The 25168-nt window shown below is 71.1% G+C and carries 23 protein-coding genes and 1 tRNA gene; 15 read left to right on the top strand and 9 right to left on the bottom strand.

Annotation, left to right across the window (positions count from 1 at the left end; translation table 11 throughout):
• Positions 1–17: 17 nt before the first annotated feature.
• Genes DEJ04_RS00615 through DEJ04_RS00625 form a run of 3 tightly spaced genes read right to left on the bottom strand, consistent with a single transcriptional unit; the run spans position 18 to position 3901 of the window.
• Positions 18–1238, bottom strand: coding sequence for a PotD/PotF family extracellular solute-binding protein (locus DEJ04_RS00615; RefSeq protein ID WP_181437692.1), 1221 nt, complete (start codon positions 1236–1238; stop codon positions 18–20).
• A complete protein-coding gene (locus DEJ04_RS00620) occupies positions 1235–2422 on the bottom strand; it encodes an ABC transporter ATP-binding protein (RefSeq protein WP_111028815.1) in 1188 nt (395 codons plus the stop codon). Before DEJ04_RS00620 ends, DEJ04_RS00615 begins: the two co-directional genes overlap by 4 nt.
• A gap of 24 nt (positions 2423–2446) precedes the next feature.
• Positions 2447–3901: a gamma-aminobutyraldehyde dehydrogenase gene (locus DEJ04_RS00625; RefSeq protein ID WP_111045671.1), complete on the bottom strand. Its 1455-nt coding sequence runs from the start codon at positions 3899–3901 to the stop codon at positions 2447–2449.
• A gap of 133 nt (positions 3902–4034) precedes the next feature.
• Here DEJ04_RS00625 and DEJ04_RS00630 point away from each other — a divergent pair, with 133 nt between their 5' ends.
• From DEJ04_RS00630 to DEJ04_RS00675, 10 genes are all read left to right on the top strand, one after another.
• Positions 4035–4517, top strand: a complete 483-nt coding sequence (locus tag DEJ04_RS00630; protein WP_035809531.1) for an Lrp/AsnC family transcriptional regulator — start codon at positions 4035–4037, stop codon at positions 4515–4517.
• On the top strand, positions 4514–5956 hold the full coding sequence (locus DEJ04_RS00635) for an aspartate aminotransferase family protein (protein ID WP_111045672.1): 1443 nt from the start codon (positions 4514–4516) through the stop codon (positions 5954–5956). The genes DEJ04_RS00630 and DEJ04_RS00635 overlap by 4 nt, the downstream gene beginning before the upstream one ends.
• Before the next feature lie 2 nt (positions 5957–5958).
• Positions 5959–7323, top strand: a complete 1365-nt coding sequence (locus tag DEJ04_RS00640) for an FAD-binding oxidoreductase (protein WP_111045673.1) — start codon at positions 5959–5961, stop codon at positions 7321–7323.
• On the top strand, positions 7323–8666 hold the full coding sequence (locus tag DEJ04_RS00645) for an NAD(P)/FAD-dependent oxidoreductase (RefSeq protein WP_111045674.1): 1344 nt from the start codon (positions 7323–7325) through the stop codon (positions 8664–8666). The genes DEJ04_RS00640 and DEJ04_RS00645 overlap by 1 nt, the downstream gene beginning before the upstream one ends.
• Before the next feature lie 43 nt (positions 8667–8709).
• A complete protein-coding gene (locus DEJ04_RS00650; protein ID WP_111045675.1) occupies positions 8710–9363 on the top strand; it encodes a DUF1345 domain-containing protein in 654 nt (217 codons plus the stop codon).
• 221 nt (positions 9364–9584) lie between these two features.
• Entirely contained in the window at positions 9585–10295 is a 711-nt protein-coding gene (locus tag DEJ04_RS00655; protein WP_181433006.1) for an Abi family protein, read from the top strand.
• 39 nt (positions 10296–10334) lie between these two features.
• On the top strand, positions 10335–11369 hold the full coding sequence (locus tag DEJ04_RS00660) for a nitrilase-related carbon-nitrogen hydrolase (RefSeq protein WP_111045676.1): 1035 nt from the start codon (positions 10335–10337) through the stop codon (positions 11367–11369).
• Positions 11366–12376: an agmatine/peptidylarginine deiminase gene (locus DEJ04_RS00665; protein WP_111045677.1), complete on the top strand. Its 1011-nt coding sequence runs from the start codon at positions 11366–11368 to the stop codon at positions 12374–12376. The genes DEJ04_RS00660 and DEJ04_RS00665 overlap by 4 nt, the downstream gene beginning before the upstream one ends.
• Positions 12377–12508: 132 nt before the next feature.
• Complete coding sequence (locus DEJ04_RS00670) at positions 12509–13921, top strand: APC family permease (protein WP_111045678.1); 1413 nt, start codon at positions 12509–12511, stop codon at positions 13919–13921.
• Between the two features lie 22 nt (positions 13922–13943).
• Positions 13944–15308 carry an NAD-dependent succinate-semialdehyde dehydrogenase gene (locus DEJ04_RS00675; protein ID WP_111045679.1) on the top strand — a complete coding sequence of 455 codons (1365 nt, stop codon included), beginning with the start codon at positions 13944–13946 and terminating at the stop codon, positions 15306–15308.
• Between the two features lie 332 nt (positions 15309–15640).
• On the opposite strand, the gene DEJ04_RS18295 is transcribed toward DEJ04_RS00675, so the two are convergent.
• The 4 genes from DEJ04_RS18295 to gabT form a co-directional block, all read right to left on the bottom strand.
• The gene (locus DEJ04_RS18295) at positions 15641–15799 is read right to left on the bottom strand and encodes a hypothetical protein (RefSeq protein WP_155896911.1); all 159 of its coding nucleotides are present in this window, start codon (positions 15797–15799) and stop codon (positions 15641–15643) included.
• 76 nt (positions 15800–15875) lie between these two features.
• Positions 15876–17246: an NAD(P)/FAD-dependent oxidoreductase gene (locus tag DEJ04_RS00680; RefSeq protein WP_111045680.1), complete on the bottom strand. Its 1371-nt coding sequence runs from the start codon at positions 17244–17246 to the stop codon at positions 15876–15878.
• Positions 17243–18730 (bottom strand): NAD-dependent succinate-semialdehyde dehydrogenase, encoded by a 1488-nt coding sequence (locus DEJ04_RS00685; RefSeq protein WP_111045935.1) that lies wholly within the window; start codon positions 18728–18730, stop codon positions 17243–17245. Before DEJ04_RS00685 ends, DEJ04_RS00680 begins: the two co-directional genes overlap by 4 nt.
• 68 nt (positions 18731–18798) lie before the next feature.
• Complete coding sequence (gabT, locus tag DEJ04_RS00690; RefSeq protein WP_111045681.1) at positions 18799–20160, bottom strand: 4-aminobutyrate--2-oxoglutarate transaminase; 1362 nt, start codon at positions 20158–20160, stop codon at positions 18799–18801.
• Between the two features lie 92 nt (positions 20161–20252).
• Here gabT and DEJ04_RS00695 point away from each other — a divergent pair, with 92 nt between their 5' ends.
• A complete protein-coding gene (locus tag DEJ04_RS00695; RefSeq protein ID WP_111045682.1) occupies positions 20253–21788 on the top strand; it encodes a PucR family transcriptional regulator in 1536 nt (511 codons plus the stop codon).
• 20 nt (positions 21789–21808) lie between these two features.
• Positions 21809–22426, top strand: a complete 618-nt coding sequence (locus DEJ04_RS00700; RefSeq protein WP_111045683.1) for a TetR/AcrR family transcriptional regulator — start codon at positions 21809–21811, stop codon at positions 22424–22426.
• On the opposite strand, the gene DEJ04_RS00705 is transcribed toward DEJ04_RS00700, so the two are convergent.
• Positions 22409–23110, bottom strand: coding sequence for an NUDIX domain-containing protein (locus DEJ04_RS00705; RefSeq protein ID WP_111045938.1), 702 nt, complete (start codon positions 23108–23110; stop codon positions 22409–22411). The two genes, DEJ04_RS00700 and DEJ04_RS00705, sit on opposite strands and share 18 nt — an antisense overlap.
• 90 nt (positions 23111–23200) lie before the next feature.
• Between DEJ04_RS00705 and DEJ04_RS00710 the strand changes: the two genes are divergently transcribed.
• Positions 23201–23680, top strand: coding sequence for a hypothetical protein (locus tag DEJ04_RS00710; RefSeq protein WP_071404146.1), 480 nt, complete (start codon positions 23201–23203; stop codon positions 23678–23680).
• A gap of 86 nt (positions 23681–23766) precedes the next feature.
• On the opposite strand, the gene DEJ04_RS00715 is transcribed toward DEJ04_RS00710, so the two are convergent.
• A tRNA-Leu gene (locus DEJ04_RS00715) sits at positions 23767–23853 on the bottom strand.
• Positions 23854–23939: 86 nt separating this feature from the next.
• Here DEJ04_RS00715 and DEJ04_RS00720 point away from each other — a divergent pair.
• A complete protein-coding gene (locus DEJ04_RS00720; RefSeq protein ID WP_111045684.1) occupies positions 23940–24620 on the top strand; it encodes a DUF3662 and FHA domain-containing protein in 681 nt (226 codons plus the stop codon).
• Positions 24617–25168, top strand: a complete 552-nt coding sequence (locus tag DEJ04_RS00725; RefSeq protein ID WP_071404144.1) for an FHA domain-containing protein — start codon at positions 24617–24619, stop codon at positions 25166–25168. The genes DEJ04_RS00720 and DEJ04_RS00725 overlap by 4 nt, the downstream gene beginning before the upstream one ends.

Here is a 25168-nt window from a genome sequence, read left to right on the forward strand (position 1 = left end):
CGCCACTCCGACCGCGCTCACGACTGCACCACCGCGTTGAAGATGCCGTTCCACTCCGAGTACTCGTCGTAGTTCTTGAACACCCGGAACTCGTGCGACTGCTCCAGCACGTCGGCAGAGGGGAACACGAGCGGGCTGTCCGCCACGGTGGCGTCGTCGAGTTCGTCCCGTACGTAGTCCTCGGCAGCGGGCACCGGGCAGACGTAGTTGACCCAGTCCTCGACGATCCCGGCGACCTTCGGCGTGTAGTAGAAGTTCATCCACTCGAGCGCCGACACCGGGTTCGCGGCCTGCCGTGGGATGAGCATGTTGTCGTGCCAGGTCATCTGCCCCTCTTCCGGCGTGACGAACTCCAGGTCGGGGAACCCGGACTGCTGCGCCTGGAACACGTCGCCCGACCACGCCTGGGTGATCCAGGTGTCGCCGTTCTCCAACCGGTTGATGTAGCTCTGGTCGTAGAAGCCGGTGACGCTCGGCCGCAGTTCGCGCAGCCAGGCCTGGGCCTTCCGCCAGTCGGCGGGCGTCGAGGTCTCCGGGTCGATGCCGAGCGCGAGCAGTCCGAGCGACCCGAGTTCGGTGTTGTCGCTCATCAGCCCGATGCGGCCCTTGAACGCCGGGTCCTGCAGGTCCTTGAGCGAGGTGATCTTCCGCCCGGTGTACTTCGGGTTGTAGGCGAGCCCGGTGAACCCGGTCTGCCACACGACGGAGTGCTTGTTGCCCGGGTCGTAGATGGGGTCCTTGACGGAGTCCGAGGCGTTCGCGGCGAAGTTCGGCAGCCGCGAGTGGTCGAGCTCGCACACGAACCCGTTCTTGATCATCTGGGTCAGCTCGAACCCGTTCGTCATGACGACGAGGTCGTAGCCGGTCGCACCGTGCGCCCGCAGGATCGGTGAGACGGTCGCGTAGAAGGTCGCGTTGTCCTGGATCACCGCCTGGTAGTCGACCGCGATGCCGGTCTCCTTCTTGAACAGCGCCAGGGACTCGGACTTGCCGTGGTCGGAGTCGATGTACAGCGGCCAGTTCGCGAAGTTCAGGGTGCCGGTCGCCTTCGCGTCCTTCCAGAACGCTGCCCAGTCGACGGTGTCCTCGGCGCCGGCGGCCGCGGAGCCCTTGATGCTGCAACCGGTGAGCAGGGCGGCCAGCGCGGCGGCCCCGCCGCCGGCCAGCAGGCCGCGTCGGCTGACGCGGGCCGACGTCAGCCCGCGCAGCAGGTCCGGACCGGACACCGCGCCGGTCACGCGAGCGATCCTGCCGTGGCGGGGACGGCCTGGAGGCCCGGGTCGTCCTGGGTGGTGACGGTCGCGTCGGACGCGGGGTGCGCCTCCAGACCGAAACCGTGGTCGACGCCCCACGTGAGCCAGACCTCGGTGCCGGTCGCGATCCGCGGCCCGCCCTTCGAGTTCTGCGCGAACACCGAGACGCGCCCGGCGCCCGGCACGTCGACCAGGTACTGGGTGCTGACGCCGGAGAACGAGACGTCCACGACCCGACCGGGGCCGAGGATGTTCCGTCCGGCCTCGGGGGTCGGTTCGGCGGTGCGGATCTTGAGCTTCTCGGGCCGGACGCCGACGACGACGCGACCGGTCGTGGCGACGGCTCGGTCGGCCGGCACCGCGATGGAGCCGGCCGCGGTGGCGACGACGAGCAGGCCGGCGTCGGTGCCGCGGACCTCGCCCTCGAGCAGGTTCGACTGGCCGAGGAAGTTCGCGACGAACGCGGTGCGCGGCAGCTCGTACAGGTCCTGCGGGCTGCCCATCTGCTCGATCCGGCCGCCGTTCATGACGGCGACCGTGTCGGCCATCGTCATCGCCTCTTCCTGGTCGTGGGTGACGTGCAGGAACGTGAGCCCGACCTCGGCCTGGATCGTCTTCAGCTCGAGCTGCATCTGGTGGCGGAGCTTCAGGTCGAGGGCGCCGAGGGGCTCGTCGAGCAGCAGCAGCGCCGGCCGGTTCACGATCGCGCGGGCCAGGGCGACGCGCTGCTGCATGCCGCCGGAGAGCTGGGCGGGCCGCTTCGACGCCGACCCCTCGAGCTCGACGAGCCGCAGCGCTTCCGTGGCCTTCGTCATCGGGTCCGGGATCCGGCGGCGCTTCAGCCCGAACGCGACGTTGTCGAGCACGCTCATGTGCGGGAACAGCGCGTAGTTCTGGAACACCGTGTTGACGGGCCGCTGGTACGGCTTCGTGTCGGTGACGTCCTGACCGCCGATGGTGATGGTGCCGCTCGTGGGTTCCTCGAGCCCGGCGACGAGCCGCAGGGTCGTCGTCTTGCCGCAGCCCGACGGTCCGAGCAACGCGAAGAACGAGCCGGCGGGCACCGTCAGGTCGAGGCTGTCCACCGCGGTGTGGCCGGGGAAGGACTTCGTGATCTGGTCGAGCCGGAGATCGGCTCCCGATTCGGCGAACGTTCCGGTCATTGCCATGGTGCCTCCAGAGGGTGGTCGGCCTCAGCCGATGTAGGACATGACGTGCTTGATGCGGGTGTAGTCGTCGAAGCCGTACTGGGACAGGTCCTTGCCGTACCCGCTGTGCTTGAACCCGCCGTGCGGCATCTCGGCGACGATCGGGATGTGCGTGTTGATCCACACGCAGCCGAAGTCCAGGTCGCGGGCGAAGCGCATGGCACGCGCGTGGTCGGTCGTCCACACCGAACTCGCCAGGCCGTACTCGACGCCGTTCGCCCACGTCAGGGCCTGCTGTTCCGTCGAAAACCGCTGCACGGTCTGCACGGGGCCGAAGATCTCCTGCTGCACGGCACGGTCGTCCTGGCGCAGGCCGGCGACGATCGTGGCCTCGTGGAAGTACCCGCGGTCACCCTGTCGTGCGCCGCCGAGCTCGATCGTCGCGTGGTCGGGCAGCGTGTCCAGGAACGACTGCACGTGCGCGAGCTGGTTCGCGTTGTTGACGGGACCGTAGTGACCGTCCGACCCGGTTCTCGCGTTGACGCGTGCCTCTGCTGCGAGCGCGGCGACGAACTCGTCGTGGATGCCCTGTTGCACGAGCAGCCGGCTGGCGGCGGTGCAGTCCTGTCCGGCGTTGAAGAACCCGGCGGCGACGATCCCGGCCACCGCCGAGGGGATGTCGGCGTCGTCGAACACGATCACGGGTGCCTTGCCGCCGAGCTCCAGGTGGGTGCGCTTGAGGTCCCCGGCGGCGGCACGGGCGACTTCCATGCCGGCACGGACGGACCCGGTGATGGAGACGAGCTGCGGGGTGGGGTGGTCGATCATCGCGGCGCCGGTGGTGCGGTCCCCCACGACGACGTTCAGGACCCCCGGCGGCAGGAACTCGGCGGCGACCTCGGCGAGCAGCAGGGTCGACAGGGGTGTCGTGTCGCTCGGCTTGAGCACGGTGGTGTTCCCCGCGGCGAGCGCCGGCGCGAACTTCCACACCGCCATGTTGAGCGGGTAGTTCCACGGGGTGACCTGGGCGACGACACCGATGGGTTCACGCCGGACGAACGAGGTGTGGTCGGCCAGGTACTCGCCGGCGCTCCGGCCCTCGAGGTTCCGGGCGGCCCCGGCGAAGAAGCGGATCTGGTCGACGGAGAGCAGGATCTCGTCCTCGACCAGGGAGGCGCGGGGCTTCCCGGTGTCGAGCGACTCGAGGTCGGCGAACTCCGACGCCCGCTGCTCCATCGCGTCGGCGATCCGGAACAGGGCGAGCTGCCGTTCGCCGGGGGTGGTGCGGCGCCAGGACTCGAACGCGGTAGAGGCCGCACCGAAGGCGGCGTCGACGTCGGCGGGGGTGGACACCGGGGACGTGCCGTAGACGTGCTCGTCGGTCGGGTCGACCAGGTCGAACGTGGTGTCGGCGGTCGACTCGATCGAGGCACCCCCGACGAAGTTCCGCAGGACCCGGGTGTCGGTGTCCGCCGTCGCCGTGCTCTGTGCGTCCAGCATGGCGGTGATACTGACACGGATTCCGGCGGCGCGGAAGAAGGATCCGGAGGTTGTGGAGAACCGTAACAACGGAAATCGTCGCGAAACACGGTGTTCACAACGGAATCCCTTGCGCACCCCGAACCTCGCTGCCATGCTGTCCGGCATGGCGGCAGCACCACGACGTCCGGGACCGATCGACGACACCTCGAAACGGATCATCGAACAACTCCAGGCGGACGGGCGCCGCCCGTACGGCGAGATCGGCAAGGCCGTCGGTCTCAGTGAAGCGGCGGTCCGGCAGCGCGTGCAGAAGCTGACCGAGACCGGCGTCATGCAGATCGTCGCGGTCACCGACCCGATGCAACTGGGCTTCCACCGCCAGGCGATGATCGGCATCCGGGTCAGCGGCGACACCCGAACCGTCGCCGATGCCCTGGAGCAGCTGCCGGCGGTCGACTACCTCGTGATGACCGCCGGCAGCTTCGACCTGATGGTCGAGGTCGTGTGCGAGGACGACGACGACCTGATCGAACTGCTCAACGGCACCATCCGGGCCATCCCGGGCGTCGCCGGCACCGAGACCTTCGTCTACCTGCAACTCCGCAAACAGCTCTACGACTGGGGAACGCGATGACCATCTCCGACCAGAAGACCGAACAGCCCACCCGCCTCGGCTCGTACGACCCGTTCGCACCGGTCGACGACGCCGACCTGCAGCGGAAGTCCCGGGACCACCTGTGGATGCACTTCGCCCGGCACGGTGCGAACCAGGCCGGCGCCGACGTGCCGATCATGGTGCGCGGCGAGGGCCACCACGTCTACGACAGCCACGGCAAGGAGTACATCGACGGGCTGTCCGGCCTGTTCGTCGTCGCCGCCGGGCACGGGCGGAAGCGCCTGGCCGAGATGGCCGCGAAGCAGGCGGAGACGCTGAGCTTCTTCCCGATCTGGTCGTACGCGCACCCCGCGGCGATCGAGCTCGCCGACCGGCTGGCCGAGCACGCCCCCGGTGACCTCAACAAGGTCTTCTACTCCACCGGCGGCGGCGAGGCGGTGGAGACCGCCTTCAAGCTCGCGAAGTACTACTGGAAGCTCCAGGGCAAGCCGATGAAGCACAAGGTGATCTCCCGGGCGGTCGCCTACCACGGCACCCCGCAGGGCGCCCTGGCGATCACCGGCATCCCGGCGATGAAGGAGATGTTCGAGCCCCTGACCCCCGGTGGCTTCCGGGTGCCGAACACGAACTCGTACCGCGCCGAGGAGATGGGCTTCCCCGGGGGCACCGAGGAGCAGTTCGGCTTCTGGGCGGCGGAGCGGATCCGCGAGATGATCGAGTTCGAGGGCCCCGACACCGTCGCCGCGGTGTTCCTCGAGCCGGTGCAGAACTCCGGCGGCTGCTTCACCCCGCCGCCCGGGTACTTCCAGCGGGTGCGCGAGATCTGCGACGAGTACGACGTGCTGCTCGTCTCGGACGAGGTCATCTGCGCGTTCGGCCGGATCGGCACGATGTTCGCCTGCGACACCTACGGCTTCGTGCCGGACATGATCACGTGCGCCAAGGCGATGACCTCCGGGTACTCCCCGATCGGCGCGACGATCATCAGCGACCGACTGTTCGAGCCGTTCTCCAAGGGGGACACGACCTTCTACCACGGCTACACGTTCGGCGGGCACCCGGTGTCGGCCGCCGTCGCGATGGAGAACCTCGACATCTTCGAGGAAGAGGGGCTGCTCACCAACGTGCAGCAGAACGCCCCGCTCTTCCGTGCCGAGCTCGACACCCTGCTCGACCTGCCGATCGTCGGGGACGTCCGCGGTGACGGCTACTTCTACGGCATCGAGCTCGTCAAGGACAAGGCCACCAAGACGACCTTCGACGACGACGAGTCCGAGCGGCTGCTGCGCGGGTTCCTGTCGAAGGCGCTGTTCGACGCGGGGCTGTACTGCCGGGCCGACGACCGCGGTGACCCCGTCGTGCAGCTCGCACCGCCGCTGACGATCGGGCAGCCGGAGTTCCGCGAGATGACGTCGATCCTGCGCAGTGTCCTGTCCGAGGCCTGGACGAAGATCTGACCGTGAGCGGCTACCGGGGCGTCTCGTTCTGGCTCGACCAGCTCGCGTCCACCGGACGCGACGACCTGACGCCCCGGCCGCCGCTCGACGGCGACACGACGGCCGACGTCGCGATCGTGGGCGGTGGACTGACGGGTCTCTGGACCGCCTGGTACCTGCACCAGGCCGACCCGGGCCTCCAGATCGTCGTCCTGGAGCGCGAGATCGCCGGCTTCGGCGCGTCCGGTCGCAACGGCGGCTGGTGCTCGGCGCTGTTCCCGCGGTCCGCCTCGGCGATCGCCGAGGAGCACGGGCGCGACGCCGCGCTCGCGTTGCGGGCCGCCATTCGCGACACCGTCGACGAGGTCGGTCGCGCAGCGTCCGAAGCCGAGGTCGACTGCGACTACGTGAAGGGCGGGACCGTCCTGTACGCACGCTCCGCCGTGCAGGAGCGCGCCGCCCACGACGAGGTCGCGTCCTCCGCGACTTGGGGCGACGACGTGACGTGGCGGGCCGCTCGACCGGGTGACGCCGCCGGATCGGCGGGGGTCGCGTGGACCCCGGACTGCGCGCGCGTGCAGCCCGCCGCGTTGGTGCGTGGCCTCGCGGCCGCCCTGGAGGCCCGTGGCGTCCGGATCGCGGAGCACACGCCCGTCTCGTCCTGGGATCGCGGGCGTGTGGTCACGTCGCGTGGCACCGTGACGGCGGGCGCCGTCGTGATCGCGGTCGAGGGCTACGGTGCCCAGCTGGAGCAGACGAAGCGGCGGATCCTGCCGCTGTACTCGCTCATGATCGCGACGGCCCCGCTGCCGGCGTCCGCGTGGGAGCGCATCGGGCTCGAGCACGGGCAGACGTTCTCCGACTACCGGCACCTGCTCGTGTACGGGCAGCGCACGGCCGACGACCGGCTGGCGTTCGGCGGCCGCGGAGCCCGCTACCACTGGGGATCCTCGATCACACCCGGGTACGACCGCGTGCCGCGGGTCTTCGAGCACCTGCGGAAGGCCCTGGTCGACCTGTTCCCGGTCGTCGCGGACGCCCCGGTCACCCACAGGTGGGGCGGCCCGCTCGGGGTGCCGCGCGACTGGTGCGCCTCGGTGACCTGGGACGGACACGTCGGCAGCGCCGGCGGGTACGTCGGGGACGGTCTGTCGACGACGAACCTGGCCGGACGGACCCTCGCCGACCTCGTGCGTGGGGAGTCGACGGCACTGACCGCACTGCCGTGGGTGAACCACCGATCGCCCGACTGGGAGCCCGAGCCGCTGCGGTTCCTCGGCGCGAACGCGGGACTCGTCGCGACCGACCTGGCCGACCGCGAAGAAGCGCTGACCGGGCGGCCGAGTCTGGCGGCCCGGCTGATGGCACCACTGACCGGAGGGCACTGATGGCTGCTGGTCTCGACGCCGACGTCGTGGTCGTCGGGGCGGGGATCGCCGGGCTCGCCGCCGCCCGGGCGCTCGCACTCGGCGGGCAGCGGGTCGTCGTGCTCGAGGCCCGCGACCGGATCGGCGGGCGCACCTGGACCGATTCGTCACTCGGGGTGCCGGTCGACCTCGGTGCCTCGTGGATCCACGGGATCGACGGCAACCCGCTCTGGGCCCTGGCACCCCGGTTCGGCATCGACACCGTCGAGTTCACGGTCGGCAGCTTCCAGTTCGACGGCCGACCGATCGCGTGGCACGACCCGTCCGGCGCCGCACTCTCCGCCGAGGACACGTCGGCGTTCGTCGCGGACCTGCACACCGTCGACGCGGCCCTCGACGCCGTCGTCGCGCAAGCGCCCCCGCCCTCGACCTACGCGGCCGCCGTCGACACCGTGCTGCGGTCGCTGCGGTGGCAGGGCGACCGGGCCGCACGGGTCCGCGAGTACACGGCCCACCGCTCCGAGGACCTCTGCGGTGCCCCCGTGACCGTCCTCGACGCGCACGGACTCGACGAGGAGCACGTCCCGGGCGACGAGGTGGTGTTCCCCGGTGGCTACGCCCAGTACGCCCGCGCGCTGGCCGAGGGGCTCGACGTCCGGCTGTGGTCGGTCGTGCGGTCGGTGACCCAGGCCGACGACTCGGTGACGGTGGGGCTCGCCGACGGCACCACCGTCGTCGCGCCGCAGGTCGTCGTCACCGTGCCGCTCGGGGTGCTGCAGGCCGGCGACGTGGTCTTCGACCCGCCCCTGTCCGCGCCGGTGACCGGAGCGCTCGACCGGCTCGGGATGGGCACCTACGACAAGGTGTTCCTGCGGTTCCCCACACGGTTCTGGGGCGACTCGTGGGTGGTCCGGCAGCAGGGGTCCGCCGGGGTCGACTGGCACTCCTGGTACGACATGTCCCGGGTGACCGGTGCGCCGGTGCTCGCCGCCCTGGTCGGTGGCGCCGGAGCCCGTCGGCTCGAGACCCTGCCGGACGCCATGGTCGTCGACGAGGGGGTGGCGGCGCTGCGGAGGATGTTCGGCCCGTCCGTCCCCCAGCCCGAGGCGTTCCGGATCACCCGGTGGGCCGAGGACCCGTTCTCGCGGGGCTCGTACTCGTACCTGCACGTCGGGGCGTCACCCGACGACCACGACCTGCTCGGTACCCCGTCCGGCCGGGTGCAGCTCGCCGGCGAGGCCACGTGGAGCGACGACCCGGCGACGGTGCACGGTGCGCTGCTGTCCGGGCTGCGGGCAGCCGGGCGGTTGCTCGGCACCCAGGTCGAGCCGCTCTCGCTCGCCGACCCGCTGTCCACGCCCTGAGCGCCACACCCCCGCGGGTGTCGGCCCGTGCGACACTCGCTCCGTGACCCCGACGAGGACCCGACCGCGACACGAACACCGGGCACCGGTCGCCGTCGCGGTCCTGGTGAACCTGGCGCTGAGCCTGTTCCTGCCCGACGAGGTGCTGTTCTTCCCGTCGTGGGTGGTGCCCGTCCTGGGCGTCCTGCTGCTCGCCCCGCTCATCGTCTTCAACCCGCGGCGTCTGACGCGCGAGACCACGTGGTCACGGTGGCTGTCGTTCGCACTGGCGGCTCTGCTCACCGTCGCCAGCCAGCTCACCGTCATCCGGACCATCACCGAGCTGCTCGGCGGCCACGCGGACGGTGCGGCGGTGCTGCTCACCGCGCTGCAGGTCTGGGTGAGCACGATCATCGTGTTCGGGCTCGTCTACTGGGAGCTCGACCGCGGAGGCCCGGTGGCACGGCGGCGCCCCGAACTGTGGTCGACGGCCGAGGCGGACTTCCAGTTCCCCCAGGAGACCGACCCGAAGACCGCGGACTGGCGGCCGGTCTACCTCGACTACCTCTACGTGGCGATGACGAACATGATGGCGTTCAGCCCGACGGACACGATGCCGATGACCGTCCGGGCGAAGATGATCATGGCGTACCAGGCGCTCAGTGGGTTCATCCTGCTGGCGCTGGTCATCTCGCGCGCGGTCAACATCATCAGCTGACCACGGAGACGTGAACCATCGTCGCCATTGCACGTTCGATTCCCACGGTGGTGCCGAAGCCCTAGCGTTGCCGGATGCACCGCGACCCCTGGGAACGAGACCCCCGGGAAACAGAGATCCCCCCGCTCAGCGGGGGGATCTCGGGGTATGCACGTCGGTCCAAGCCCGACGCTCGTGCCGTCAACGCTAGGGCCTCGTCGTCAGGCAGTCAACCGAGCGCGTTGGAGCGTCTGGTCAGCCCTGCCCGACTCGCGACCTACCTCTGTGCAGCCGACGGTGATCTGGGCCGCGCGAGCGATCTGTACCTCTGGGCTGGACAACTGGCCGGGGCACTCCACGGCCAGATCGCGTTCGTCGAGATCGCCGTGCGCAATGCTCTCGACCTCCAATTGACCGAGTGGAACGCCAGGAAGGGCAGCACGCCGGATTGGAGCACCGCGGGTGCAACGGTCGAACCGCTGTACGCGTTGCTTCGTCGGCAGCTGGCAGATGCCCGGAGTCGAGCTGCTCAAGAGGCATCAGACCGTCACGCGGAGCACCCCCGATCCGGCACCGTCCCGAGCCACGACGACGTCGTCGCTCAACTCATGTTCGGTTCGTGGGTCAAGCTCATCCGCCCGGTGTCCCGATCCGAGTCGCCTGCGCGCCAGCAGCTGTTGTGGGGTGCCGCGCTGTCTGCGGCCTTCCCCGGTGCGTCGTCGAACGACTCCAGCCGGCAGACGATCGGGCTCCAACTCGAGACGCTCCGCCGACTCCGAAATCGTGTCGCTCACCACGACAACCTGCTGCAAGTGGACGTCCGGCACCGGCTCAACGGCATGCTCGCCCTGCTTGCCAGCCTCGATCAGGACTACCCCGCGCTCGCGGCCGCCCGCAGTCCGTTACGGCGGCTCATCAAGGAGGACCCGCGGCGTGAATGGCAAACCGCGTGAAGGTGTTGCGCGCGTTGACCATGCGATCAACAATGGCGCATGGACGTCGTCACCGCACCCTCGCTCCCGTCGCCGCTGCACGCCGACACCGGGGCACCCCGCCGATCGCTCCGCGTCGCCCTGGTGCAGATGCGGTGGCTCCCCGACCCGGACGAGCACCGGGCCCAGCTCACCGACGGCATCGCGACCGCCGCAGCGCACGGAGCCACCGCGGTGTTCCTGCCCGAACTCACGCTGCGCCGCTACCCGGGCGACACCCCGGCGAGCGGGACCCCGAAGGACCTCGCCGAGTCGCTGCAGGACGGCCCGACCGTCACCTTCGCGCGTGCCCAGGCGATCGAGCACGGGGTGTTCGTGCACGCCTCGCTGTACGAGCGACCGGGCGACGACGACCAGCCCGACGACCCGCGCGGGTACAACACCGCCGTCCTCGTCGCGCCCGACGGCACCCTGGTCGGCCGGACCCGGAAGACCCACATCCCGATCAGCGCCGGCTACCACGAGGACACGTACTTCCGCCCGGGGACCGACGACGATGCCTTCCCCGTGTACGAGCCGGCCGGACTCAGCGCGCGCCTCGGGCTGCCGACCTGCTGGGACGAGTGGTTCCCCGAGGTGGCCCGGTCCTACGGCCTCGCCGGGTCCGAGGTGCTCGTGTACCCGACGGCGATCGGCTCCGAACCGACGTTCCCCGACTTCGACACCGCGCCGATCTGGCAGCGGGTGATCGTGGCGAACGGCATCACAGCCGGGCAGTTCATGGTCGTGCCGAACCGGTGGGGCGACGAGGGCGACATCACCTTCTACGGCTCGTCCTTCATCTCGGACCCGTTCGGCCGCGTGCTCGTCGAAGCTCCCCGTGACGCGAGCGTGGTGCTCGTCGCCGACCTCGACCTCGACGCCCGGACGGAGTGGCTCCGGCTGTTCCCCTTCTACGTGACCAGGCGCCCCGACCTGTACGCCGGGCTCGTCGACCCCGTTGACGAGGAACGCCACGCGTACGGCGCACGCGACGCGATCGACGCAGCCCTGGCCGTGGAACCGGCCACCACCGGGCGCGAGGCGAGCGCATGACGTGGGTGATGCCTCCCGAGACGGCTCCGCAGGAACGCACCTGGATGGCGTTCCCGCGCCCCGGCCTGACGCTCGGCGACGACGCGGCGAGCGCCGACGCCGCGCGTATGGCATGGGCGACCACGGCCAACACGATCAGTGAGCACCAGCCGGTGACCGTCGTCGTGGACCCGGTCGCACGCGCGGATGCCGGTCGCCTGCTGTCGTCCGGCGTGGACGTGCTCGAGGCGCCGCTCGACGACTTCTGGATGCGCGACATCGGCCCGACGTTCGTCGTCGACGACGTGACCGGTGCGCTCGGTGCCGTCGACTGGGTCTTCAACGGCTGGGGCGCGAACTCCTGGTCGACGTGGACGCGTGACGCTGCGGTCGCCGCCACGGTCGCCGGTGCTGCGGGAGCCACGCGGATCCCGTCGTTGCTCGTCAACGAGGGCGGTGCGATCCACGTCGACGGCACCGGCACCGTGCTCGTGACGGAGACGGTGCAGCTCGACCCGCGACGGAACCCGTACGCCGACCGGGAGCGCGTCGAGCTGGAGCTGGCGCGCACGATCGGCGCCACGCGGGTGGTCTGGCTGCCCCGTGGTCTGACGCGCGACTACGACGGCTTCGGCACCCGGGGCCACGTCGACATGGTGGCGACCTTCGCGGATCCGGGCACGGTCCTGCTGCACGCCCAGCCGGATGCCGGCCACCCGGACCACCTGGTGATGCCCCAGATCCGGCGAGCGCTCGAGCAGGCGACCGACGCGACGATCATCGAGTTGCCGGCCCCCTCGACGCTGTCGGACGACGGTGGACCGGTGGACTGGAACTACGTGAACCACGTCGTGGTGAACGACGCCGTGATCGCCTGCGCCTTCGGCGACCCGGCCGCTGACGCCCGCGCCAGGGGCATCCTCGCCGAGGCGTACCCGGGCCGACGGGTCCGCTCGATCGACGCGAGACAGGTGTTCGCGCGGGGTGGTGGGCTGCACTGCATCACACAGCAGCAACCGGTGGCCTGAACCACTGCCGCGGTGTACAGCGGGTCCCGATCACCTGTACACCGCGGCCGGTCCGCCCACTGCCGACCCGTCGGTATGGTGCTCCGAACTGATCCGGGCGACGCTGCCCGGCCCCAAGAGCAGGGAAGTCACATGGCATCACCGATCGCGGTCACCGCGCCGGCAGCACCGGTGCGCGGCGGGTCGCTGAAGCGGAGCCTCGGGCTCTGGGCGATCGTCGGACTCGGCCTCGGCTACATGACCCCGACGGTCGTGTTCGACACCTTCGGGATCGTCTCCGGGCAGACCGACGGCGCGGTGCCGAGCGCGTACCTCATCGCCCTCGTCATCATGGCGCTCACCGCCATCAGCTACGGGAAGATGGTGCGCGTCTACCCCGCCGCCGGTTCCGCGTACACGTACGTCCGGGAGTCGATGCACCCGAACCTCGGCTTCATGGTGGGCTGGGCGTCACTGCTCGACTACCTGCTGCTGCCCATGGTGAACGCCCTGATCATCCGGCTCTACCTGGAGCAGGTGTTCCCGGGGTTGCCGCCGTGGGTGACCGTCGTCGTCTACTCGATCTTCGTGACGACGGTGATCTGCCTGTCGATGCGCGGCACGTCGAACCTGAACATGGTGCTGCTCATCGGTGCGGTCCTGGCGATGATCGCGTTCGTGGTCTTCACCGTCATCGAGCTCACCCACGGTGCCGGCGCGGGCACGATCGTCAGCGCCGAACCCTTCGTGCACGACGGCGTGACGATGTCGGCCCTGCTCACCGGGGCGACGGTGGTGTGCTTCTCGTTCATCGGCTTCGACGCCGTGACGATGTACACGGAAGAGGCGAAATCGATCCGCATCATGCCGAAGGCGATCATGCTGACCGTCCTGCTCGGCGGCGCGATCTTCCTGGTCTCCGCCTACTTCGCCCAGCTCCGCTTCCCCACCAACGCACCGTTCGGCGAGTTCACCGACGACCCGCTCCCCCAGATCGGCCTGCTCGTCGGCGGTCCGGTGTTCCAGGCGGTCCTCGTGTCGGCCGGGTTCGTCGCCGCGCTCGCCTCGGGTCTCGCGTCGCACGCCAGTGTCGCCCGCATGCTCATGGTGATGGGTCGGAACAACGTCCTGCCGAAGCGGGTCTTCGGCTACGTGCACCCCCGCACGCACACCCCGGTGTTCAACGTCGTCTTCGTCGGCGCGGTCACCCTGCTGGCGATGAGCTTCTCGCTCGACACGATCGCCGCCTACATCAACTTCGGCGCACTCATCGCGTTCACCTTCGTCAACGCCACCGTGATCGTGCACTTCGCGATCCGGAACGGACGCCGTCACACGGCGGGCGACCGCTGGCGCTACATCGTGCTGCCGGGAGTCGCGATGCTCCTGACCGGGGTGCTCTGGTCACAGCTCCATGCCGACGCCCTGATCGCAGGAGGAGTGTGGGCGGCGATCGGGTTCGTCTACCTGCTCGTCATCACGAAGGGCTTCCGGGTCGCACCGAAGGGCTTCGACGAGAACCAGCCCGTCACCGGTGTGAACAAGCAGCTGACCGACCAGGCCTGACCGGCCACCACGAGAGGACGCCATGTACGCCGTCACCGACCCCACCACGGGCACGACCCTCGAGACCTACCCGACCATCACGGACGCGGAGCTGCGCGACGCCGTCGCAGCCGCCGACCGCACGCACACCGAGTGGTCACGGACGACGACGGTCGCCGACCGTGCAGCCCTGCTCCACCGGGTCGCGGACCTGTACCGGGAGCGGCACGCCGAGCTCGCCGCCACGATCGTGCGCGAGATGGCGAAGCCGATCGACCAGGCCGAGGGCGAGGTCGACTTCTGCGCCGACATCTACGACTACTACGCGGACCACGCGTCGGAGTTCCTGGCGGACCAGCCGATCACCCTGGCGGACGGGTCCGAGGGGTCGGCGTTCATCCGCAAGGCCTCCATCGGCGTCGTGCTCGGCATCATGCCGTGGAACTTCCCCGCCTACCAGATCGCCCGGTTCGCCGGCCCGAACCTGGTCATCGGCAACACCGTCCTGCTGAAGCACGCACCGCAGTGCCCGGAGTCCGCCCTGGCCATCGAGCGGATCTTCCACGACGCTGGCTTCCCGGCCGGGGCCTACACGAACGTGTTCGCGACGAACGACCAGGTCGCCGAGGTCATCGCCGACCCCCGCGTGCAGGGCGTCTCGCTCACCGGTTCGGCGCGCGCCGGTGCCGCGGTCGCCGAGATCGCCGGCCGGAACCTGACGAAGGTGGTGCTCGAACTGGGCGGCTCGGACCCCTTCATCGTGCTGTCCACCGACGACCTGGACGCCGTCGTCGAGTCTGCCGTCACCACCCGGCTCGAGGGCAACGGCCAGGTCTGCAACGCCCCGAAGCGGTTCCTGGTGGTCGACGGCCTGTACGACGACTTCCTGACGAAGTTCACCGCGGCGATGTCGGCGGTCGCACCGACGGATCCGAGCGTGCCCGGTGCCGAACTCGGTCCGTTGTCGTCCCCGGCCGCAGCCGATCGGCTGCAGGAACAGCTCGCGTCCGCCGTCGCGCAGGGTGCGACGGTGGTCACGGGCGGCGACCGCCAGGGCAACGCCTTCCTGCCGACGATCCTGACCGACGTCACGCCGGACAACGACGCCTACCGCGAGGAGTTCTTCGGCCCCGTCGCCGCCGTGTACCGGGTCGCCGACGAGGACGCGGCGATCGCCCTGGCCAACGACACCCCGTACGGCCTCGGTTCGTACCTGTTCACCACCGACGCCGACCAGGCGCTCCGGGTCGCCGACCGGATCGCGGCCGGCATGGTCTACGTGAACATCGTCGGCGCGGACAGCCCGGAGTTGCCGTTCGGTGGCGTCAAGGGCAGCGGCTTCGGCCGCGAGCTCGGCCCCCTGGGGGCCGACGAGTTCGTGAACAAGAAGCTGATCCGCATCGGCTGACCGACGCGGAGACGCCGGCGTCTGCGCCAGACGCCGCCGAATCCGCCGGCGTCTCGCCGACGGGACGGCGTCCGATCAAGACGCCGGTGTGTTGCAGCGGGCCCACGACGGACGGGAGGCGCGGTGCCAGCTGGCACCGCGCCTCCCGTCCGCTCGTCGGTCGCCCCTCCCACGTCGCCACCGGAAGACGCCGTCGTCACGCTTCGACGCCGCGGAACGCGCGAGACGCCGCCGGATCCGGCGGCGTCTCGCTGACGTGGAGGCGTCGAGCGAACACGCCGGCGTCTCACGCCGCCGCGCCGCCGCACCACCGCGCCGCCGTGCGGTCGCCGCTACTGCTGCGGGTCAGCGGGCTCGCCGCCGGAGTCCGTGTCGCTGTCCTGCTGCGGGTCCTCCGTCGCGTCGCCCGTGGGCGACCCGTCCGGCAGGTCCTCGGTGTACTGCTCCTGGTCCTTCGTGGGGTCGCTGGACCCGTTCGCTGCGTCACTCATGGCCCGGACGGTACGCGCGAGCGCCTGGGTACGCCAGTACCTGGACAGGTCACCCAGCCGTGACCCACCGAGGCGGTTACCGCGTCGCAGCGGTCTGCGGAACGACCGCCAGGATCTCCTCGGCGACCTCGCGACCGATGCGCACGGCACCGTCGACGTGCTGGTACCCCTGCCCGGCCAGGTCGCTCGACGCGAACCGGATCGGACCGACCGCGGCACGCTGGTCGGCGCCGTAGCGGACGAGCCCGCCCAGGTCGAAGCTCGCCGCGTAGGCGCCGCGCGTCCACTCCTCGGTGCCCCAGTCGCTCTCGTAGTAGACGACCGGCGACAGGGCCTCGTCGCCGTAGTAGTGCGCCAGCGAGGCGAGCACCCGGGCCCGCCGTTCCTCGGTCGACAGCGCGAACAGGTCGTCGGCGTGCTGGTCGGAGACGAACCCGACCAGGGTCCCCTGCTCGGAACCGTGCGAGGTGTTGTCGTACGCCTCGTGCACGACCTCGTACGGGCTGAACGCGGTGCCGGACAGGCCCGCCGCACGCCAGAAGGGGCGGTCGTAGACGGCGTGCACCTTGATCACGAAGCCCATCGACAGGTGCTGGTGCAGCTGGTGCTGGCGTCGGGGCAGCGGCGGCTCGTACGAGATCCGCGAGTACAGGGGCGGCGGGACCGCGACGAGTGCCTGTCGGGCGTGCACCTCGATCCCGCCGTCGGCGAGGGCGACGACCCCGCCGTCGCCCCAGCGCAGCGTCCGGACCGGGGCGTTCAGGTGCACGTCGTCGCCGAGGCGCTCGGCGAGCCGCTCGGACACCTGCTGCATGCCGCCGACGACCCGCTTGTCCAGGATGAAGTCGGCGTCGACCAGGTTGGTGAAGCTCCCGGCGGACGCCGCCATCAGCAGGGCCTGCAGCGCCGAGAACGCGTGCGCGGGCTTCGTGAGCATGGCGCCGGCGATGAACAGCTCGACGTTGTCGGTCGCGACCCGGTCGGGGCTCAGCTCGTGCAGCCAGGCGCGGAACGAGACCTCGTCGAGGGCGGCCGCGTCCGGGGTCTCCCAGGGGCGCGCCGGGTCGACCTTCGCGACGTACTCGTCGACGACGGCGACGAGCCGTTCGATCTCGTTCGCCGTGGCCTCGGGCAGGGGGAAGATGTCGCCGGTGTACTCGGTCCGGGTGCCGTCGGCGTCGATGTAGACGCTGGAGCCCTCGCGGTACCGGTCGTACGTCTGCAGCCCGAGCTCGTCGAGGGTCTCGAGCAGTGCGGTCTGGTCGGGCGAGACCCACTGCCCGCCGATCTCCAGGGTCACCCCGTCGATGTCGTTCGTCCAGGTGCGGCCCCCCACGCGGTCGCGGGCCTCGAGCACGGCGACCCGCAGGCCGGCGGCGCGCAGGCGGTTCGCGGCGGTGAGACCGGCGACGCCGGCTCCGATGACGACGACGTCCTTCTCGATCATCGAGCTGCTCCTTGTGCGGTCGTGGTGCTGTCGGTGTGCCGGAACGGGTCCGGGGTGAGCGTGTACATGGTCTCGAGGTACTCGGCGATGCCCTCGCCGCCGCCCTCGCGACCGAGGCCGGACTGCTTCACGCCGCCGAACGGTGCCGAGGCGTTCGACACGACCCCGGTGTTCAGCCCCAGCATGCCGGTCTCGAGCCGCTCCATCAGGCGCTGCCCGCGTGCCGGGTCCTCGGTGAACGCGTAGCCGACCAGACCGTACTCGGTGTCGTTCGCGGCGGCCACGGCCTCGTCCTCGGAGCGGAACGTGCGGATCGCGAGCACCGGCCCGAAGATCTCGTCGTCGAGGATCGCGCTGCCGGGCTGCACGTCGGTCAGGACGGTCGGCGCGTAGAAGGTGCCAGGCCCGTCGACCGGGTGCCCGCCGGTCCGGACCGTCGCACCGCGCTCGACCGCGTCGGTGACCAGGCGGTGGGCCTTGTCCACGGCGCGGGCGTCGATGAGCGGCCCGATGGCGACGCCGTCCTCGGTCCCCCGGCCGACCCGCATCGCGGCGGCCCGTTCGGTGACCCGGCGGGTGAACTCGTCGGCGACGTCCTCGTGCACCAGGAACCGGTTCGCGGCGGTGCAGGCCTGGCCGGTGTTCCGGAACTTCGCGGCGAGCGCGCCCTCCACCGCCAGGTCGAGGTCGGCGTCGGCGAACACCAGGAACGGGGCGTTGCCCCCGAGCTCCATGCTCGTCCGGAGCACGTTCTGCGCCGCCTGGCCGAGCAGCGTCCGTCCGACCGGCGTCGAACCGGTGAACGACAGCTTCCGCAGGCGGGGGTCGGCGATCACGGGCGCAGAGACGTCGGCGGCGTGCGTGGTCGGGACGACGTTGACCACCCCGGCGGGCACGCCGGCCTCGACGAGCAGGTCGGCGAACAGCAGGGTGGTCAGCGGCGTCAGTTCGGCCGGCTTCACGACGACGGTGCAGCCGGCGGCGAGCGCCGGAGCGATCTTGCGGGTCGCCATCGCCAACGGGAAGTTCCACGGCGTGATCAGGAACGCGGGTCCGACGGGCTTGTGCGAGACGGTGGCGCGGCCGGTCCCCTCGGGGTTGGTGCCGTACGAACCACCGATCCGGACCGCTTCCTCCGAGAACCAGCGGAGGAACTCGCCGCCGTACACGACCTCGCCGCGGGCCTCGGCCAGGGGCTTGCCCATCTCCAGCGTCATCAGGAGCGCGAACTCCTCGCGTCGCTCCTGCAGCAGGTCGAACGCGCGGCGCAGCACCTCGGCGCGCTGCCGCGGGGGCGTGGTCGCCCAGCCGTGCCGTGCGGCGACGGCGGCGTCGAGCGCCTTCCGGCCGTCCTCGGGTGAGGCGTCGGCGATGTGCAGGAGTGTTTCGCCGGTCGAAGGGTCGACGACGGCGAAGGTCGCGTCGTCGGCCGCCGGCTGCCAGACACCGTCGACCAGGAGGCCCGTGGGCACGCGGTCGAGCACCGCCTGTTCGGCGGCTGGTCCGGTGGCGTCGGGGACGCTGGGCCAGGCTGTCGCGGGGATGGTCGCGCTCACGACGCGGCCAGCCCGTCGAGGACGACGGTCAGGCCGTCGCGGAGCAGGTCGTCGTCGATCGACAGCGGCGGCAGGAAGCGCACGACGTTGCCGTACGTGCCGGCCGTGAGGGCGATGACCCCGTGCTCGAACGCGTACCGCACCACCCGTCCAGTGAGCCCGGGGTCGGGATCACCGGTGGCGGGGTCGACGAGCTCCATCGCGACCATCGCACCGCGGCCGCGGACGTCGCCGATGCGGGGGTCGTCGGCCTGGGCGCTGCGCAGGGCGTCGAGCAGGACCGTGCCGATCGCCCCGGCCCGCTCGACGAGTCCGTCGTGCTCGAAGGCGTCGATGGCCGCGAGGGCTGCGGCGCAGGCGATCGGGTTGCCGCCGTAGGTCCCGCCGAGGCCACCGACGTGGGCGGAGTCCATGATCGCCGCACGCCCGGTCACGCCGGACAGCGGGAGTCCACCGGCCATGCCCTTCGCGGTCGTGACGACGTCGGGCACGATCCCCTCGTGCTCGCTGGCGAACATCGCGCCGGTGCGGGCGAACCCGGTCTGCACCTCGTCGGCGATGAACACGACGCCGTTGGCGGTGGCCCACTCGGACAGTGCGGTGAGGAACCCCGGTGCCGGGACGACGAAGCCGCCCTCGCCCTGGATCGGTTCGATCAGGACCGCGGCGGTGTTCTCGGCGCCGACCTGCTTCTCGATCTGGCTGATCGCACGCTTCGCCGCCTCGGGCCCCGACAGCCCGTCGTGGAACGGGTACGACATCGGGACGCGGTAGACCTCGGGTGCGAACGGCCCGAAGCCGTTCTTGTAGGGCTGGTTCTTCGCGGTCAGCGCCATCGTCAGGTTCGTGCGGCCGTGGTAGGCGTGGTCGAAGACGACGACGGCCTGCCGACCGGTGTGCTTCCGGGCGATCTTGACGGCGTTCTCGACGGCCTCGGCCCCCGAGTTGAACAGCGCCGTCCGCTTCTCGTGGTCCCCGGGGGTCAGACGGTTGAGCGCCTCGGCCACGGCGACGTACCCGTCGTACGCGGCGATGGTGAAGCACGTGTGCGTGAAGGCCGCGACCTGCTCGGTGACGGCGGCGACCACGCCGGGGTGGGCGTTGCCGACCGACGTCACGGCGATCCCGGACCCGAGGTCGACGAACGAGTTGCCGTCGGCGTCGACCACCACGCCGCCACCGGCCGCGACGACGGCGATGGGCACGGCGACGCCGACCCCGGCCGCGACGGCGCCGGCCTTCCGGGCGAGCAGCTCCTGCGATCGCGGACCCGGGACGGCGGTGACGAGCCGTCGTTCCTGGGGCAGCGACGGGCCGCCGGTGGTCGCTCGGGTCGCGGACGCTGCGGTGGAGGACATGCCGCGATGGTAGGAGCCACCACCGCACACTCGTACTGTCCACGGTGTACATCGACCCCCGGGCGGATCGACCCGGTGGATAGGGTGACCGCATGCCCGCAACGCTGCGCTCCCTGCTGCACCGGCGTGAACTCCACCTGCGCCCGCTCACCGACGCGGACGAGCACGCCCTCGATGCCCCGCTGTCCTGGCTGCACAGCTCGGACCTCGAGGACCCGACCCCGTTCCTCGCCGAAGGCCAGGGGCTGCTCACGACCGGCACGCAGTTCGGTGCCGAGGCCGACGTCCGCGACGACGTCGCCGAGGCCTACGTCCGCCGGCTCGTGGACCGCGGTGTCGTGGCGCTCGGGTTCGGCACCGAGGTCGTCCGCGCCGGCACCCCCGACGTCCTGGTCACCGCCTGCACCCGGCACGGACTGCCGCTGTTCGAGGTGCCCTACGAGACGTCCTTCATCGCGGTCGCGCAGGCCAACGCCGAAGCGGTCGCGCGGGACGCCAACGCGCGCGGTGCCTGGGCCCTCGCCGCGCAGCGCGCCATCTCGCTCGCCGCGATGCGACCGGACGGACTCGGCGCGACCATCGCCGAGCTCTCCCGCCAGCTCGACGGGTGGGTCGGCCTGTTCGACGTCTCCGGGCGGCTCGACCGCGGACACCCCGCCGACGGGCTGCCCGCTGCCGACCTCGACCTCCTGCGGACCGAGGCGCTGCGGCTGCTGCGCTCCGGGCAGCGGGCGAGCCTGCCGGTCGCCACGGACCGGGGCGTCGGGTACACCCTGCAGACGCTCGGCAGCGGCGGGCACCTGAGCGGCGTGCTCGCGATCGCGAACGGCGGCGCACTCGACCGTGCCGGACGCGAGGTCGTCACGGCCGTCATCGCCCTGGCCGGCCTCGCCCTGCAGCAGAACCGCGAGCTCGCCCGTGCCCGGGGACTCCTGCGCACCGGACTCCTGACCATGCTGTCCGTCGGCGAACCCGAGGTGGTGCAGGCGACGTCCCGCGAGGTGTGGGGGCCGTTGCCCGCCGAACCCGTCCGGATCGCGGCCGTCGACGTCCCCGACCACGAACTCGACACCGTGGTGGACCTGCTCGAACTGTGGGTGCAGGACCGTCCGGGGCACCTGTTCTTCGCGGTCGACGACGCCGTGTTCCTCTGCGTGAACGCGGACGACACCGGGATCGTCGCCGAACTCGTCGACCGCTTCGACCTGCGCGCCGGCCTGTCCGACGGCGCCGCGTACCGGTCCTTCGGGCGCGCCCGCACCGAGGCCGTACAGGCACTCGACCGACGTCGTGAAGGACGCCCGGGCACCACCGAGTTCGGCGACCTCGCCCGAGAGGGGGTGCTCGCCCACCTCGCCCACGTCGACGTGGACGCCGGTGCCGTCGCCCGCGCCTTCCTCGCGCCGCTGCTCGACCACGACCGCACCGCCGGCACCGAGCTCACGGGCACCGTCCGGACCTGGCTGCAGGAGAACTGCGAGTACGACCGCACCGCACGGGTCCTCGGCATCCACCGGCACACCGCCCGCGCCCGGGTGGAGCACGCCGGTCGGCTCCTCGACCGTGACCTCTCCGTCTTCTCGACCCGGGCCGACCTCTGGGCAGCCTTCGTGGTCGAGGGCGGGTGACGCGCGGATACGGTGGGACGATGCCGTCGACACCGGCCCGCCGGCGCCTGAGCCCGGCCGAACGCGGAGCCCAGATCACGGCGGCCGCCGTCGAACTGGCGCGTGCCGAGGGCCTCGCGGCGGTGACGCTCCGCGGGGTCGCCGCCGTGATCGGGGTCGCGCCCTCGCTCGTCGCCCACTACCGCCCGAGCATGGAGGACCTGGTCGGCGAGACGTTCCGTACCGTCGCGGACGCCGAGGTCGCCGAGGTCCGCGCGATCGTCACCGCTGCGCCCGACCCCGTCTCCGGTCTCCGCACCCTGCTCGGTTGCATCGCCGATCCCGCCCGCGACGACGTCGCCACCCTGTGGGCCGACGCGTGGAGCATCGGCCGCACGAACGCGGCACTGGCGACCGCGGCACGGGACGTCATGGGCGACTGGCAGCTCCTCGCCACCACGGTCGTCGTCGACGGGGTGCGCGCGGGGGTGCTGCACACCGACGACCCGGACGGAGTCGGACGCCTGCTCTTCGCGCTCGTCGACGCCACCAACGGGTACGCCCTGGTCGACTACCTCGACCGCCCGACCCGCGAGGGCCTGGTCCGCACGACGATCGCACGAGCGGTGGGCCTGGACGGATCAGCCCTGTCGGGGTGACACCCGGCGCAGTGCCACTGACCGCATTGCCACCCACTGCAGCAGCATGATCGTCTTGCCGTCGGCGATCCGACCGTCCGCCACCATCGCGAGCGCCTCGTCGAGCTGCACCTCGAGCACCTCGATGTCCTCGCCCTCGTCCTCCACACCGCCGCCGGCCTCGACCCGGTCCGCCGGGGTGTACGCGCCGACGTAGAAGTGGACCCGCTCGGTGACCGAACCGGGGCTCATGAACACGTCGCCCAGGTGCTCGAGCGCGCCGAGCCGGATGCCGAGCTCCTCGGCGGCTTCACGCCGGACCGCGGTCTCGGGGTCGTCCTCGTCGAGCAGTCCCGCCGCGGCCTCGATCAACATGCCGTCCGGGTGTCCGTTCACGTACGCGGGCCACCGGAACTGCCGCGTGAGCAGGACGGTGCCGCGCTCGGCGTCGTACGGCAGCACCGTCGCGCCGTTCCCGCGGTCGTAGGTCTCGCGCTGCTGCCGGTCCCACCGACCGTCACGGCGCCGGACGTCGAGGGTCGTGCGGCGGAGCACGTGCCAGCCGTTCGACACCACCTCGACGTCCCGCACGACGACGTCGGGGTTGCGGTCGAGGGCACGGCCCACGGCGTCGAGGCCCGTCCGACCACGGTCGTCGGGGACGTCCACTCCGGGACGCTGGACGGTGGTGCGTTCGTCGGTCACCCGGTCACCGTAGCGGGGCACCTCGGCAGGACCCCGTCCGCTCGGTACGCTCGACGTGCCGCACCAGGGAGCGGCAGAGGACGGTGCAGCATGACCAGGACGTTCATCCTCCGACGACCGGACCGACCGCAGGTGGTCACCGTGTCCTTCGTGCTGTGGCTGGTGTGGGTGGCAGCCTGCGTCGCGGCCACGGTGCTCCAGTTCTTCGCGACGGACGCGGCGGTCGGCCAGGCGCCGGTCCTCGCCGGGATCGTCGCCCTGGTGCTCTGGGCCCTGGTGACGTGGGCGGTGTTCCGGATGGCCGCGGGCTCCCGCGTCGCGCGCATCGTGCTCGTCGTCGTCGCGGCCTTCCGCGCGCTCCTGAGCGTCACCGGCGGCGAACTCGCGGTCCTGACGATCGCGCTGTCGGTCGTCGCCGCGGTCCTGCTCTTCCTGCCCAGCGCGCGCCCGTTCTTCGCCCCGCAGCAGGCCCGGAGAGCCGACCACGGGTTCGACGGAACCGGCGTGTCGGGGCCGAGCCGTGCCTCCAGGCCGGATGCCGACCACACGACGGACGCCGACCGGGGCTGAGGCCGGACGCGTCGACGGCCGTCCCCGGCCCGGCCCGAGAAACAGGAAAGGCCCCGGATTCCTCCGGGGCCTTTCCTGTTTTCGCCTGGTGCGCGAGGGGGGACTTGAACCCCCACGCCGTTTCCAGCACACGGACCTGAACCGTGCGCGTCTACCAATTCCGCCACTCGCGCCAGCCCCGAAACACTACCACGCACAGACGGGTGTCAACGCCAACCACTACCATGCAGTGGTTGACGACCGACGACACGGGAGACGCATGGGCCTGCTGGACAACTTCGAGCGAGGGTTGGAACGCGCCGTCAACGGCGCGTTCGCGAAGACCTTCCGCTCCGGGGTGCAGCCCGTCGAGATCTCGAGCGCCCTGCGGCGCGAGCTCGACACGAAGGCCGCGGTGGTCTCCCGTGAACGCATCCTCGTGCCGAACGAGTTCACCGTGCGCCTGGCACCGCCCGACTGCACGCGCATGAACGACGTCGGTCGCCCGCTCATCGACGAACTGACCCAGATGGTGCACCAACACGCCGTCGCGCAGAACTACTCGTTCTCCGGCCCGGTCACCATCCGGCTCCAGCAGGACGGCACGCTCTCGACGGGCATCCTGCAGGTCGACTCCACCACCGTGCAGCGCGACGTGGCCTGGATCCCGGTGCTCGACATCGGCTCGCAGCGACACCGACTGCACCGCGGGCGCACGGTGATCGGGCGAGGCAGCGACGCGGACATCACCATCGCGGACACCGGGACGAGCCGGAAGCACGTCGAGGTGCTGTGGGACGGCAAGCACGCCCAGGCCACCGATCTCGGCTCCACGAACGGCTCGAAACTGAACGGTCAGCCCTTCCAGCAGGCGATCGTTGAGCCGGACTCCACCATCGAGATCGGTCGTACCCGTATGGTGTTCCGGGTGATCCCGGAGAACGACGGAGGTGCTCGATGACCACAGGCCTGACCCTGCTCGTCCTGCGCTTCGCGTTCCTCGCGGTGCTCTGGCTGTTCGTCTTCGTGATCGTGTTCGCCCTGCGCAGCGATCTCTTCGGCCAGCGCGTCCGCACGATCCCGACCGATCCCAAGTCGGCGCCGTCCGGACCCAGCACCCCCACCGTCCCCGCTGCGGCGGCCCCCGGGCCCGCCTCGAGCGGTGCCTTCACCGACGTGATCGGTCAACCGAGCAGTGGGCAACGGCCCGCCTCGCCGGCAGCGGCCCGACTCGTCATCACCGAGGGTGCGCGCGAGGGCATGGAGATGCCGCTGGGTGGCGGCCCCATCACGATCGGGCGTTCGAGCGAGTCGAACGTCGTGATCCGTGACGACTACACCTCGACCAACCACGCCCGCCTCGACCTCCGCGCCGACGGCTGGCTCCTCACCGACCTCGAGTCCACGAACGGCACCTTCGTCAACGGTCAGAAGGTGAGCGCTCCCGTCCTCGTGGCAGAGGGCACGCCCATCACGATCGGGACGACGACGTTCGAGCTGCGGCGGTAA

The organism is Curtobacterium sp. MCLR17_044 (assembly GCF_003234435.1).
Taxonomy (GTDB): Bacteria; Actinomycetota; Actinomycetes; order Actinomycetales; family Microbacteriaceae; genus Curtobacterium; species Curtobacterium flaccumfaciens.

Bases quoted from the DNA above. Each gene is read 5' to 3' on its own strand.
- DEJ04_RS00720 (WP_111045684.1), top strand. From the start codon at position 23,940: ATGGGCCTGCTGGACAACTTCGAGCGAGGGTTGGAACGCGCCGTCAAC.
- DEJ04_RS00710 (WP_071404146.1), top strand. From the start codon at position 23,201: ATGACCAGGACGTTCATCCTCCGACGACCGGACCGACCGCAGGTGGTC.
- DEJ04_RS00700 (WP_111045683.1), top strand. From the start codon at position 21,809: ATGCCGTCGACACCGGCCCGCCGGCGCCTGAGCCCGGCCGAACGCGGA.
- DEJ04_RS00660 (WP_111045676.1), top strand. From the start codon at position 10,335: ATGGACGTCGTCACCGCACCCTCGCTCCCGTCGCCGCTGCACGCCGAC.
- DEJ04_RS00620 (WP_111028815.1), bottom strand. From the start codon at position 2,422: ATGGCAATGACCGGAACGTTCGCCGAATCGGGAGCCGATCTCCGGCTC.
- DEJ04_RS00625 (WP_111045671.1), bottom strand. From the start codon at position 3,901: ATGCTGGACGCACAGAGCACGGCGACGGCGGACACCGACACCCGGGTC.
- DEJ04_RS00635 (WP_111045672.1), top strand. From the start codon at position 4,514: ATGACCATCTCCGACCAGAAGACCGAACAGCCCACCCGCCTCGGCTCG.
- DEJ04_RS00695 (WP_111045682.1), top strand. From the start codon at position 20,253: ATGCCCGCAACGCTGCGCTCCCTGCTGCACCGGCGTGAACTCCACCTG.
- DEJ04_RS00665 (WP_111045677.1), top strand. From the start codon at position 11,366: ATGACGTGGGTGATGCCTCCCGAGACGGCTCCGCAGGAACGCACCTGG.
- gabT (WP_111045681.1), bottom strand. From the start codon at position 20,160: ATGTCCTCCACCGCAGCGTCCGCGACCCGAGCGACCACCGGCGGCCCG.
- DEJ04_RS00645 (WP_111045674.1), top strand. From the start codon at position 7,323: ATGGCTGCTGGTCTCGACGCCGACGTCGTGGTCGTCGGGGCGGGGATC.
- DEJ04_RS00630 (WP_035809531.1), top strand. From the start codon at position 4,035: ATGCTGTCCGGCATGGCGGCAGCACCACGACGTCCGGGACCGATCGAC.
- DEJ04_RS00725 (WP_071404144.1), top strand. From the start codon at position 24,617: ATGACCACAGGCCTGACCCTGCTCGTCCTGCGCTTCGCGTTCCTCGCG.
- DEJ04_RS00670 (WP_111045678.1), top strand. From the start codon at position 12,509: ATGGCATCACCGATCGCGGTCACCGCGCCGGCAGCACCGGTGCGCGGC.
- DEJ04_RS18295 (WP_155896911.1), bottom strand. From the start codon at position 15,799: ATGAGTGACGCAGCGAACGGGTCCAGCGACCCCACGAAGGACCAGGAG.
- DEJ04_RS00675 (WP_111045679.1), top strand. From the start codon at position 13,944: ATGTACGCCGTCACCGACCCCACCACGGGCACGACCCTCGAGACCTAC.
- DEJ04_RS00680 (WP_111045680.1), bottom strand. From the start codon at position 17,246: ATGATCGAGAAGGACGTCGTCGTCATCGGAGCCGGCGTCGCCGGTCTC.